Annotated in this window: 12 protein-coding genes; all 12 read left to right on the top strand. The window is 36.8% G+C overall.

Annotation, left to right across the window (positions count from 1 at the left end):
* A partial coding sequence (locus G611_RS0103515) for an RHS repeat domain-containing protein (protein ID WP_028242451.1) occupies positions 1-2,004 on the top strand: 2,004 nt, incomplete at its 5' end.
* A 23-nt stretch (positions 2,005-2,027) separates the two neighbouring features.
* On the top strand, positions 2,028-2,681 hold the full coding sequence (locus tag G611_RS0103510; protein ID WP_028242450.1) for a hypothetical protein: 654 nt from the start codon (positions 2,028-2,030) through the stop codon (positions 2,679-2,681).
* A gap of 301 nt (positions 2,682-2,982) precedes the next feature.
* On the top strand, positions 2,983-3,942 hold the full coding sequence (locus G611_RS0103505; protein ID WP_081656957.1) for an RHS repeat domain-containing protein: 960 nt from the start codon (positions 2,983-2,985) through the stop codon (positions 3,940-3,942).
* Positions 3,935-4,264, top strand: a complete 330-nt coding sequence (locus G611_RS0103500; RefSeq protein ID WP_028242448.1) for a hypothetical protein — start codon at positions 3,935-3,937, stop codon at positions 4,262-4,264. Before G611_RS0103505 ends, G611_RS0103500 begins: the two co-directional genes overlap by 8 nt.
* A gap of 200 nt (positions 4,265-4,464) precedes the next feature.
* On the top strand, positions 4,465-4,761 hold the full coding sequence (locus tag G611_RS0103490) for a hypothetical protein (protein ID WP_028242447.1): 297 nt from the start codon (positions 4,465-4,467) through the stop codon (positions 4,759-4,761).
* Positions 4,762-5,065: 304 nt separating this feature from the next.
* Positions 5,066-5,974, top strand: a complete 909-nt coding sequence (locus G611_RS0103485; RefSeq protein ID WP_028242446.1) for a hypothetical protein — start codon at positions 5,066-5,068, stop codon at positions 5,972-5,974.
* Between the two features lie 21 nt (positions 5,975-5,995).
* On the top strand, positions 5,996-6,400 hold the full coding sequence (locus tag G611_RS0103480) for a hypothetical protein (RefSeq protein ID WP_028242445.1): 405 nt from the start codon (positions 5,996-5,998) through the stop codon (positions 6,398-6,400).
* Positions 6,387-6,836, top strand: a complete 450-nt coding sequence (locus G611_RS0103475) for a hypothetical protein (RefSeq protein ID WP_028242444.1) — start codon at positions 6,387-6,389, stop codon at positions 6,834-6,836. The genes G611_RS0103480 and G611_RS0103475 overlap by 14 nt, the downstream gene beginning before the upstream one ends.
* Before the next feature lie 395 nt (positions 6,837-7,231).
* A complete protein-coding gene (locus G611_RS15695) occupies positions 7,232-7,408 on the top strand; it encodes a hypothetical protein (RefSeq protein WP_155942236.1) in 177 nt (58 codons plus the stop codon).
* Between the two features lie 110 nt (positions 7,409-7,518).
* Entirely contained in the window at positions 7,519-10,419 is a 2,901-nt protein-coding gene (locus G611_RS0103465) for a DUF6240 domain-containing protein (RefSeq protein ID WP_028242443.1), read from the top strand.
* A gap of 117 nt (positions 10,420-10,536) precedes the next feature.
* Positions 10,537-12,156, top strand: coding sequence for a flagellin (locus G611_RS0103460; RefSeq protein ID WP_028242442.1), 1,620 nt, complete (start codon positions 10,537-10,539; stop codon positions 12,154-12,156).
* Positions 12,157-12,196: 40 nt separating this feature from the next.
* Positions 12,197-12,673 carry a flagellar protein FliS gene (locus G611_RS0103455; protein WP_028242441.1) on the top strand — a complete coding sequence of 159 codons (477 nt, stop codon included), beginning with the start codon at positions 12,197-12,199 and terminating at the stop codon, positions 12,671-12,673.
* Positions 12,674-12,682: the final 9 nt, after the last annotated feature.

Genomic DNA, 12,682 nt, shown 5'->3' with positions numbered 1-12,682 from the left:
GAAGGCAGACTTTCAAGCATTGTAGGAAATGGCGAAGAGACCAAGTATACATACGATGAGCTTGGACGTCTTGTAAATAAGAGCTTTGCAAATGGAGTAACACAGGGCTATTCATACCTTCCTGGTGGAAATCTCTTGAGCATGGAAAGCTCTGATAAGGACGGACAGCTTGATAAGTACTTCTATAGCTATAACAATAGCGGATTAATCAGTGGAATCCAAAGAGACAGACGTGATTTAGATGCTGTATCAGGTCAGTATGAATATAAGTATGATGCTATCGGAAGATTAACCCATTCAAGCTTAAATGGACAGGTTAAGGCAGCATACGAGTACGATGCTTTTGGAAACAGAACAAGCCTTACAGAAAAGGATACAAAGACAGCTTATAAGTATGATGTTCTTGACAGACTTGTAGAAGCAAAAGAGCTTAATAACAGCCAGGCTATCATAAAGACGTATGATTACGATAAGCGTGGAAACCAGACAAAAGAATTTGTAGATGGCCTTTTACAAAAGACCTTCACTTTTGATGCAACAAGCATGCTTTCAAAGGTAACTGATGTTTCTAAGGGAGAATTAGAAAACCAGTATAACGGACTTGGCTTTAGAGTGGCATCTACTAGACCAGAAGAAAAAATTGAATACTTATGTGACCTTTCAAGAGATTACTATAACCTTTTGGAGAGAACAGTTAACGGTGAAACAGAAAGCTTCATCTATGACAACAATGTAATTTCAATGTCAAAGGCAGGAAGCAACTACTACTACCTTCAGGATGAACTTGGTTCTCCAATGTACATGACAGGAACAGATGGTGTTGCAGTATCCGCATATGCATTTGATGACTTTGGAAGAAACATTGACCCAAGAACTGGAAAGCAAAGAAAGCATGAATATACAACAAATGGAAACATCATACAGCCATTTGCATTTACAGGTTATCAGGAAGATGAGGTTTCAGGCCTTAAGTTTGCACAGGCGAGATTCTATGATGCAAGCACAGGTAGATTCCAGAGTGAGGATAATGTAAAGGGTTTTATAGATAGTCCATTTACATTGAATCATTATGGTTACTGTTGGGGAAATCCGGTTGGTATAGTTGATAATGATGGAAATATACCTAAGTGGATGTCCAAAGGAATAGATGCTGTAAAGAAGGGCGCTTCAGCTGTGGCTGAATTTGCATATGATCACCCAACAGCAACAAAAATAGTTGCAGGTGCTGTTGTTGCAGCTGCATGTGTTGCAGCTGCACCAGTTGTCTTGACAGCGGTAACAACGACATTTGCGGCAGGTTCCATTTCAGCAGCCGCAGCTACGATTGCTACAACGACAATTGTTGGAGCTGGAGTCTCAGGTGTAACATCCGTAATTAATCAAGCGGTAGATAATAGAGGAGCTGTTAATTGGAAAAAAGTTGGAATAGACACTCTTAAAGGAGGACTGAAGGGATTTGCTGCAGGTGGACTAGCTGTTTTGGGAGCAGGTGGAGGAATTTTAGCAAATTCTGCAGTGCAATTTTTAGGTAAAACAGTGTCAAATATGGCAATTGACACTGCAGGAGATTTTGCTACAGCCAAATTAGTTGATAAAAAAGACTATGGTTGGTGGGATGCTGCTAAATCGGCTGGCAGTTCAGCATTTTCAACTGTTGCTGGACATTTTATAGGAAAAGGTATCTCAAAACTTCCATGGCCAGATAAAATACTTGGGCGTTTAACAAACATTGATGTTAACAACAGTACAGCAAAAGCGTTATATGAAGGATACTCGGGTATGCAGTCCAATCGAAATCTATTTGGAATGTTTAAGTCTGGAATGGATTATTATGATAGAGAGACTTATGATGCTTTGGTAGGGTATATAACAAGTAATTTTGTAAATTATGATAGAGGAGTAATAAAGAAAGAGGTTAAAAAACTTTTTGGAGCGGGTTATGATTATTTAGTTGACATTATATGTAATGATGTCAAAGCATCTGAGAATTGTAATGAATCATAAACAATATAAAAGGAGTTTTAGAAATGAATCAAGAAATAACAGCTAGACATTTTTCGCACATCAACTTTTTAGAAGTTTTAACTACGTTATTTATAGTAGGAGTTGGTGTATTGTTACTCTTTTTGGATTTTTCACAGAATGCAATCATAGAATTTTTATATAAACTCGATGGAGTAATCTTCATAGGCGCAGGTTTAATAGGAGTATATGGATCACTATATGTAAATAAAAATATTCCAGATGGAAACAGTTTTTGCTGGGCAAATGGTCGTGGACCATTTACTTTATTTAACAATATAGTACTGGGATTATTAGCATTTTTATTAGTGTTCATTATGATTGCATATGAATTCAATGCAGTAGGAGGTGTTATATCATTCTCTATAGGAGCATCTGTTTTAATTATCGATTCTATGTATGGTGTATTTTATAGAAACACTAAGTGTGTAATTGTTAATCAAGATAAAATCATTGTATTTAGCCGGGGAAAAATAAAAGAATTAGATAGTAGAGATATGGCATTATACACTAATTCAATAAGATTTGCTGGTTTCAAGCTTATTAGTAGAGATAATGAAATACTAGTGAAGTGGTCGGCTTATTGGGATGGTAGTGAGCAATTAACAAAAAAACTGGATGAGAAACATGTGAAGTATACGCTAAAAAAAGAATTATAAAACAATGGTTGCTTATAGTGAAACTATAAAAAGGAAATTATGGTTAAATGTTTAGTTATATCAGGAGTAGTGCTCTTGTTATTCATCTTAAAAGTAATTCTATAAAAGAATTACAGAAATACCAATTGGTACAAAAACATTGATAAATTTGGTTCATTCATAACATGGATGATTTTTCTAATAATGCTGTTAGGTGTAACAGGTGTAGCAATATATGATGGTGCACCTAAAGCAGTGTTAGGAATTTTATTATTCTTTACAATGATATGCTTTTTATTTTGTATTATTGGATTTCTAAAGGATAGAAGGAAATAAATATTGCTTTTTAGGCTGTCAGCTATTATTCATAGAAACTGATGGCAACATCATCCAGCCATTTGCATTCACAGGATACCAGGAGGATGAAGTATCTGGCCTTAAGTTTGCACAGGCGAGATTCTATGATGCAAGCACAGGAATATTCCAGTCCGAGGATAATGTAAAAGGATTTATAAATGCACCATTTACATTGAATCATTATGGTTATTGCTGGAATATGCCGCATGAGTTGGTAGATTTAGATGGAAATTGGCCTAAGTGGGTTTCTAATGCTGCAGATTGGTGCAAAGATAATAAAAAGAATTTGGTAAAAATAGGAATAGGTGTTGGGGTAGCCGCTATTGGAGTTGTAGCTACGGTTGCAACAGGAGGAGCGGCTCTTCCAGCAGTAGTTGCAGCTGGTGAGGCTATGCTTACTGCAGGTGCCACAAGTGCTGCGATTAGTGGAGGAATAACAACTGCCAAATTGGCTATGGAAGGCAATTTAGACAGAGCGCATATTAGTGAGATAAAAGATTCAGCATGGGATGGTTTTGCAGATGGCGTTATGGCTGGCGGTATAATGTCAGTGTTATCGCAATTATCAAGTGTCGGCATGAAGCTTGCTGCGCAATCTAAAATTCTTAAAACTGGAAGAAAAGGGGGAATAGAAATTGCAAAAAACATCAAGATTTTATCTCCTGATAACTTACGATATGCAAACAGTACGCCAGGTGGTACTTTAATAAAATTTGGAAACAAGTTCAGAATCGATGTTAGAACAGGAGATGCTAAGAATCTCTTATTAGGTGCAGGGCAACTATTGCATGCTCATATAGGAATTAGTGAAGCAACACATATCCCATTAGGTTTACTTGTTACATCTATATTTCCAGGAATAAAAAATGGGTTAAAAGATAGAAATAAAGAATTGGATGAAACGGAGGAAAACTGCGATGAGTAATATTGAAAAAAAAGAGATGGAGAATGTGTATAACTACTATAAGGATAAGTATAGAGTGGACTGGATACCAAATGAGGATTTTGATTATGAAGGAGATCCGAAATATTACGAGGAATGTCCTCGTTTAATTATTTATTTTTCTAAGGCAAAAGAATATGCGATTCTAGCGGATGTTGATGAGGTGGATTTATTAAAAAAGATAGTTAGATTTAAAAAGGAAAAATGGGTTTCAATGACACATAGTCATCCAGATGGAGAGTTTACAGAAGATGGTAAGGAGATAATCAGAATAATTGATTCCTTTATTTCAAAAGCTATTTAAATAATATAACTTGATATATTTGTAAAAAAAGGTTTATTAATAGGCTGGCAACCAGACAAAAGAATTTGTGGAAGGACTTTTACTTTTGATGCTACAAACATGCTTGCCAAAGTAACAGATGGAGCAAAGGGTGAGTTAGAGAACCAGTATAACGGACTTGGTTTTAGAGTGGCATCTACAAGACCAGAGACAAGGAAAAAATGACAATAATAAAATATTTAATAATAGTCACAATAGTGCCTTTTATAGTGGACATATTCAATTATAAAAATGAACCTAGAAATTATACTAAATCTATTGAAAAATTTACGATAAGAACAGGAAAATCAATTATTACAATTGGAATTGGATGGTTTATTTTTACAAATGCACTTATGGCATTATGTTTATATCAGAATGAAAAAATACCAGAATTAGCAATAGCAATATTTGTAATATTTTATTTTTTTCTCTTATATCGTTTTTATATGCGACACCAAGATTCTGGGATATTGTAGTGGACGGAGATAACATAACTATTATCAAACTTTTCATATTTACGAAACGAGTACAGTTTTCAAATATAGTTAGAGTAGAAATTGGCCAGAATAATTACATAAAAGTGTATAAAGATGGTAAAAAAAAGCATTCTTTTTAATAGATCCAATGATGAAGGGGAAGAATAATTTTCTTAAAAGAGTTGAGAAAGAAGGTATATCTGTTATTGATACAAGAAATTTAGACAAGTAGTTTGAATTGTGAGGATTAATTCTGAAAAGTTAGAACAAGTAATAAAGAATAAAAACATAGAGATAAGATAGCATGTTAGGTCAAATAGTATTGGTAGGAGCGGCTTCTCTTGCGGCAAGTTTTGTTGTTGCAAGACTGAATGCTAGCTCAATGAAAGTTGGAGATAATACATATTCGCTAAAAAAATATTCATATATAGCTTTAGCAATAGCAATTGCTTTAGCTATAGTTGATATTTGTATACTTATTCTTCCGAGTAATGCATCTACTTTGGTTTGTATAGTTATAGCAATATTAATGGGTTTGTCATATTTTCTTGCTGTAGGTTTATCTAGATGCAAAGTTTCTTTTCATAATGAAGAGGTGGAAATATCAGGATTTATAAAAAAAAGTAGAATTAAGTATGGTGATATTTCTAAATGCATGCATATGGATGATGGTTCTATAAGAATAATTACAAAAACTAAAGAATATAAAATTTCTGATGTATATCCTGAACTTGCAATTGTTATAAGCTTTAAGGAACACAATGTTATTGTTGAAGAACAATCAGATGATGAGAATTTTAGTATGTATATGGATAAAAGTATAAAAATTCTGTTGATAGTTTTTAATTGCATTGCGCTTGCTTTTTTTGTTGGCTTAGGTATATACGGATATAATGATGGACAGGTAATTATATTCTTAGTAATTTTCGCAGCCATGGTAAGTTTATTGGGTATATATATAATACTTGTCTATATGACTTGGAATATTCACATTGAAAACGAACATATAACATGTGTATATAATTTTAGAAAAAAAGAGATAAATCTCAAAGACATAAAGTATGTTACACACGAAGTGGATAATAGAAACCAAAAGGTATGGAGAATTTATGATGAAAATGATAAAAAAGTAGCAGAAGTATTTGATGCTTTAAATAATAGTAGTAAGTTTCCAGCATACTTAAAAAGTCACGGTGTAAAAATAGAGAAGTAGTTTGGATTGAGAGGATTGATAATGATTAGTTGTTCTGGGAGATGTAAATGGTATCTTACTGCTGGAATAGTTTGGCTTATAGCATGTGCTGGCATTGTGATTGGGTTACCATTTATGGAATTAGCTGGAAGAGTTGTTTTTTTACCAATATTAGCAGTTGGATTGATAAGAGGGCTGTATTTTTTGCTTTCTTATAAGAATAAAAGAATATATATTTCCGAAAAGGAAATTTTGTATTTTTCACTATTCAACAAACAGTATATATATTCAATAGATGATATAAAAAAAGTAAATTATTATTTAGGAGGAAGGGGACAAGTTGGGGGCTTAACTCTTAAGTTCGACACAATCAAGATAAAAATACCTAGAGAAATGATTGGATTTCTGGAAGTAGAAGGAGAATTGAAGCGATTTGGATTATTATAGAAAGGATACAGCAGAGGCTAAAGTTTGTTACGCTAGAGGAAAATTACAGTATTTTTTTACAGTTTTATTTGGAATGATTTTCATTCTTGAAATGACTCTACCATTATGGGGGAAAATAGAAATAGAAGAAGGTGATGTTTGGCTATTTCTCTTTATAAATATCTTGCTAGGACTATTCTTTATCTATTTTGTTTTGCTTTGCTTATTTTTTAAAGTGTCGGTGTCGGAGAATAAAATTATCTATACAAATATCTTCAATAGAACAGTAAAAATTGATGCTTCTGAAATAAAAAAAATTGATCCTATTGCAGGAAGAGGCTTACAGCTTAGAATGAGGGGCAAACGGATAACAATGTATGTATTCTATCAAAATTATAAAGAAGTTAGAGATGAAATATTGAAAGCGTTGGCAAAAACTCAAGAAAGTAATCAATAATGTATGGATTGTAATATTTTAAATCAATTTCAATAGAATCAAATAAGAGCAGTTGAGTATATCTCGTTGTCATAAAAGACGGCGAGATATATTTAGTTAATAAAGTAGGGAGGGAAAGATGTTATGTAAACGGTAAACCGCTTACGCATAGTCAAGTAAATGGACACGCTTTTTAAATATATTTTTATGGAAAGACAGTCTTATGCCTGCCTCTCCAATTTACATGACAGGAACAGATGGTGTAGCAGTATCATCATATGCATTTGCTGTGAATGGAATTGGCTTATATTATTTTAATGCACTTTTTTATCATTGTATTTTCACAACATCTTGTTATACTATTAAATATATTAATCCTATATTTAGTATTGAGTTATGTAATGGGAGGTACCGGTATGAAAGAGCAGGATGTTAGGGCTGTTGAAGCTATGTGCAGTTGTGGAATGGATTTTGATACATTATGTGTTTGTTTCCCTAGCTTCACTACTGCTGATCTGAAAAAGATTTATGATAATTATAAAGGAGTTACACCCCCTGTGAAGCAAGTCGCAGTAAGTGTTAACTGTTCGTAATGATGTTTATTCCAAAGTCGAGGTTAAAAACCTCGGCTTTTTTTTGTTAATATTTTTCATATCTCATCCGAAATATTTAGTGTAAACGAAAAATACCCTGGAGGAACTATATGCAAATAGACGCACTCAAGGTAACGGATTACATCAAAACAGAAGGTACAGACAATCATGGATTTGGCGTAGGTACCAGCGGTATCAAGGATGATAGCAAAGCAAACATTAACATAGAACTTAGAACATTATCAGTAGATAATGCCTTTTATGATAATAAAGGAAAAATGACTGATGAAGATTTCATGGATGACGTGAATGAAGCATCAGCTCTTGGCATGTCTACAGTTGAAAAGGTAAAAAACATTGAAAATGCCTGGGATGAAGAGGCCACTGCAAAGGTACGTGAGGATGGTCATAATCCTATGGAGATGGAAGATGACACTCTCATTACGGTTGTGGATGAGATTAAAATGAATCTTGCCAAGGCGGGAGCGGATATTAGCAAAATGGGTGGCCTTTCTTCAGATGAAATCGCAGCCATGACAGGTTCAGTAGCTCAGGCGGTGGAAATGACTAGAGGTTTGGCTGAAAAATTGCCAGTGGAAACCCAAGCCTATCTTGTAAAAAATGATTTAAAGCCAACAATCACAAACATATATAATGCGACCTATGCAGCGCCTGTAAATGAAAAGGCTACAGGTGTTCCTACTGATGCTGAAATAGCAGATTTAATTGAAAATCTAGGGGATAAGCTGGATACATTTATAGACAGTGTTGAAAGTGAACATACAGAGGATGCACTGAAGGCCACAGTGGCCACCATGATAAAGCAGGACGTTCCTATTACTAAGGACAACCTTGATTACATGGTTCAGCTTCAGGATTATGAGAAGCCAAATGAAGCTAATATCGTAAATGCGATAGGAGATATCATGGCAGAAGGTAAGGAGCCTACTGATGCATATCTCATCCCTGGATATTCTCTTATGGATCAGGCCAAGAAGACATTTGAAGAAGTGATGGCGATGGATGTAAATGACCTGCCAACCATAACAGCTAAACGTCAGCTTACAGAAATTCAGCTCACCATGACAGTGGAAGCTACATTTACCATGATGAAAAATGGTGTAGATGTGGATACAAAGAATTTGTCTGATTTGCTTGATAAGCTAAAGCTTCAGGAGACAAATCTTTTACAGATATTGATGAAGGCTGATAACAAGCAGGCCACCAATGACAATGTGAATTTGTTCAAGCAGGTTATGAACAAGATGGCCGATATCGAGGCTTCACCTGCAGCAGGCCTTGCCAGATTTTCTAATATCAATGCAGAAACATTTTCTTATGTACATGAAGTAAGCGTATCTGTAACCGCAGAATACAGCCGCATGGAAATGACCTATGAGGCTGTTGGAACAGAAGTAAGACGTGACCTAGGCGATAGCATCAACAAGGCATTCCAGAATGTGGATGATATCTTAGCAGACCTGGATATGGAGGCCACAGAATCCAGCCAGAAGGCAGTGCGCGCTCTTGCTTATAATCAGATGGAAATCACTGCAGAATCTGTAACAACTGTAAAGGCTACTACAGAAATGGTAAGCCGCACCTTTAAGAGCATGACACCTGCAGTTGTAGCAGAAATGATTAAGCGTGGGGATAATCCACTTGATATGACTATGGGGGATTTGAAGGCAAAGGCTGAAGAAATTAAGGCAGAATTGGGAAGCACATCTGACGAAGAAAGCTTTGCAAAGTTCCTGTGGAAGGCAGAAAGAAGCGCAGATATTTCCGAGTCTGAGCGTGATGCTTATATTGGTGTTTACAGACTTTTGCATCAGGTGGAAAAGTCTGATGGCGCAGCTATCGGTGCGTTGATAAGTCAGGGTACAGAGGTAACCCTTAGAAATCTTATGACAGCAGTAAGAAGCGCAAAGCACACTGGTCGCGAATACGAAGTAAATGACAAATTCGGACAGCTTGACGAGATGGTAGTTACGGATTTGTCTATTACAGAACAAATAGAAAAGGTATTTTTGACAGACAGATGCCGCGATGCCAAGGAGGCAATGACTCCTGCAAAGATGAAGTCGTTTGGTGAGGATGCAATCCTTTCAATGAATCCAGACGAGTTTGCAACAGCAATGGAACAGACTGCAGATGAGCAATCCGAGGTAGCCTACAATCAGTATGTTACCGAGCAGCTAAAGACAGCCATTAGGGCAGAGGAAGCTGTAACATCAGTACTGGATGAATATAATGTGCCTCATTCAGCAAACATGATTGCAGCAGTGGAAGCACTTATGGAAAACAATGGAATGGTTATTAAGGATCTTTATGGCCGTGCTTCTAAACAGCAGGATATGGACATAGAGGATTTGATAAACATGGCATACCAGCGTTTCTCTGACGCTTGCCACAATTCTGATGACATGCTTGAAGCCCAGGAGGCTTTGGGAGATTTGGCAGAAAACGTAATGAAGACCATGTTAGAGTCTGAGAACGTGCGCACCATCGATATGGATGGAATGAAGCTTGTAGTGCAGCAGGCAAAGGCAATGGAGCAGATGGCTGCAACAGGTGAAACCTACCATATTCCAATGATGGTGGGAGAAGAGGCTGGCACTATGAGCCTTAGAGTAGTAAGAGGCAGTGCCCAAACAGGCCTTATTAAGATGGCTATTTACATGCAGTCTACAGGAACTATATCCACCACCTTCAAATACGAATCAAATCAGGTGGAGGCAACGGTAGAGTGCGAAACTGCCCAGATGAGAGAGATGTTTGCTGAACAGGCACCTCGTATATCTGGAATCATGCAGGAGATGACTGGCTTTGGCTACAGCTTCAACTTTGTACAGAAGGTAGGCCTTAGCGCATCAGATATTTACAATCTAAATATGGGAAATTTTGCTGTGGCAGAAGATGTTACAAAGGCTAGAGAAGACAGCATTCAGACAGAGGCTTTGTACAAAATTGCTAGAGGTTACATAGATGTTATAGCAGAAATTTTCTAATATGTTTGGGTTAATTTTGTAACCTCAGAACCGATATTATTGTTGTAAGGACATGGAAGACCTATCAACTAAAATACACCGCAAGGATGCTTGACTAGCTTTTACAGGAGGCAGCATATGAGAATTAACAACAACATGGCAGCGGTGATTACCAACAACCAACTTCTAGGTACTGAAAGTACTCTCGGAGATGTAATGGAGAAGTTAAGCTCCGGCTTCAAAATCAATCATGCATCTGACGACCCATCTGGCATCGCCATAGCCGGAAAGATGCAGGCACAGATTGATTGCTTGGCACAGGCTTCAACAAATGGCTCCGACGGAATTTCCGTACTTCAAACAGCAGAAGGTGCTCTCAACGAAGTAACAGAAATGATTCAAAGAATGAGAGAGCTTTCTGTTCAGGCCGCAAACGGCACCAATTCAATTTCTGAAAGAAAGACAATTCAAAAGGAAATTGATTCCTTATTGGAAGAAATCGACCGAGTAGCCCAAACTACAGAATTTAATAATATCAATCTGTTAAATGGTGCTTTGGACAACAGAACCTATGCAGAGCATGCAACTAGAATGCAGACCTCTAATTCTGTTCCAGCAGGTATTTATGAGCTTACAATTAATAAGGCAGCAACTAGAGGTTCGACTGGAAGTAACAGCTTGAAAGGAGATACTTTTAAAAGCAGCACAACAAATAGTTACTTCAATACAAGAACAGATACATCAGTAGAGACACCTACAGGTGTGACAGATTTTAAGGACTTTATAAATCAAACAACCTGGCAGGTAGATAAAGTAGATTTGGGCGATGGCTCTACTATTACATCAGAATCTGGTAGAGGCCTTGGAATGTCTGGCACCATAACAATTAATGGACATGGTGTGGAATTGACACAGGGCACATCTGGCGAAGGTGTATACGAGCTTTTAAGAAATGTTTGCGAGGAAGCAGGCGCTATCATTTCAAATCCAGGGGATGGCACAGCTTTTTCAATCCAATCTTATAAGTTTGGCGCACATGCCAATTTAAAGATTGATTTTTCTAGCATGGATTTTGCAAAAGCATTAGGTTTTGATACTAGTGACACAGACCTTTTCCCAGATGCAAACACACCAGTGATTGAAAAGGTTGGTAAAGATCCAAAGATTACATTAGTAAAAAAAGGCACTGGAGATTCAAAGTCTTTATTTGGTGCGCAGGCCACAGCAAGCGCTGATGGAAATCATATTACAATCACAGATGTAGGCGGGTTTGAATTATCATTTTTAGCTGAGGCTGGATTTGATAGTGAAACAGATACAGCAGATGATAATAAGGGCAAAATCACATTTAATGTTACAGATATCGGTTCAATGACACTTCACGTAGGTGCTAACAAGAACCAGAATATGGAAGTAAGAATTGCAGCAGTAACAACAGAGTTCATGTACATAGATGATCTTAATGTTACAAGAGTAAACGGACCAGAGGATGCAATGAATTCATTGGATGTGGCATTAAGCTATGTTACATCGGTTCGTTCCCAGTTAGGTGCATACGAAAACAGATTGGACCATACAACAAAATCTCTTGATACTACAGGAGAAAACATGACATCAGCTATCTCTCGAGTTGAGGATGCTGATATGGCCACAACAATGGTTGAGTACACCAAGCTAAACGTATTAGAGCAGGCAGGAACATCAGCGCTTGCACAGGCAAATGAGTTGCCACAGCTTGCATTACAGTTACTTCAGTAAATTTCGCAGCGTTCAGTTGCCTTAATAGGAGTGAAACAAGATGAACAGAGATAAGATTTCAGCTTTTACCTTAAAAATAGCCTCTAGCAACGGGTTAGGTTTAATATCCATACTATATGATATATATGAGGAATACGAATGCGATGCTATGGGCAGTTTTGAAGCTGGCCAAGTGGACGAAGCTATCGCGGCATTGAAAAAGTGCTCCGAGGTTGTAAGCCACCTCCAGAAGGATTTGAATTTTAATTACAAGGTAAGTGAAAATCTGTACGCGCTTTACGATTATGTACAGCGAAATGTGTCAAAGTCCATATATAAGGCAAATTCGGAAGGCTTAATAGAAGCAAAAAGAGTAATGGATGAATTGGGAGAAGCATTTGAGCAGATAGCAAAGGAGGATGATTCAGCTCCTATAATGCAAAACACCCAGGCAGTAGTAGCGGGAATGACTTATGGAAAGGGGACTTTAAACGAAAGTATATTAGGCAATGGAAGCAGTAGAGGCTTTTTTGCTTAATAGTTTGTA

The sequence above is a fragment of the Pseudobutyrivibrio ruminis AD2017 genome (assembly GCF_000424305.1).
Taxonomy (GTDB): Bacteria; Bacillota; Clostridia; order Lachnospirales; family Lachnospiraceae; genus Pseudobutyrivibrio; species Pseudobutyrivibrio ruminis_B.
This window is presented reverse-complemented; position numbering and strand designations above follow the sequence as displayed.

Bases quoted from the DNA above. Each gene is read 5' to 3' on its own strand.
- G611_RS0103510 (WP_028242450.1), top strand. From the start codon at position 2,028: ATGAATCAAGAAATAACAGCTAGACATTTTTCGCACATCAACTTTTTA.
- G611_RS0103500 (WP_028242448.1), top strand. From the start codon at position 3,935: ATGAGTAATATTGAAAAAAAAGAGATGGAGAATGTGTATAACTACTAT.
- G611_RS0103490 (WP_028242447.1), top strand. From the start codon at position 4,465: ATGACAATAATAAAATATTTAATAATAGTCACAATAGTGCCTTTTATA.
- G611_RS0103485 (WP_028242446.1), top strand. From the start codon at position 5,066: ATGTTAGGTCAAATAGTATTGGTAGGAGCGGCTTCTCTTGCGGCAAGT.
- G611_RS0103480 (WP_028242445.1), top strand. From the start codon at position 5,996: ATGATTAGTTGTTCTGGGAGATGTAAATGGTATCTTACTGCTGGAATA.
- G611_RS15695 (WP_155942236.1), top strand. From the start codon at position 7,232: ATGAAAGAGCAGGATGTTAGGGCTGTTGAAGCTATGTGCAGTTGTGGA.
- G611_RS0103465 (WP_028242443.1), top strand. From the start codon at position 7,519: ATGCAAATAGACGCACTCAAGGTAACGGATTACATCAAAACAGAAGGT.
- G611_RS0103460 (WP_028242442.1), top strand. From the start codon at position 10,537: ATGAGAATTAACAACAACATGGCAGCGGTGATTACCAACAACCAACTT.
- G611_RS0103455 (WP_028242441.1), top strand. From the start codon at position 12,197: ATGAACAGAGATAAGATTTCAGCTTTTACCTTAAAAATAGCCTCTAGC.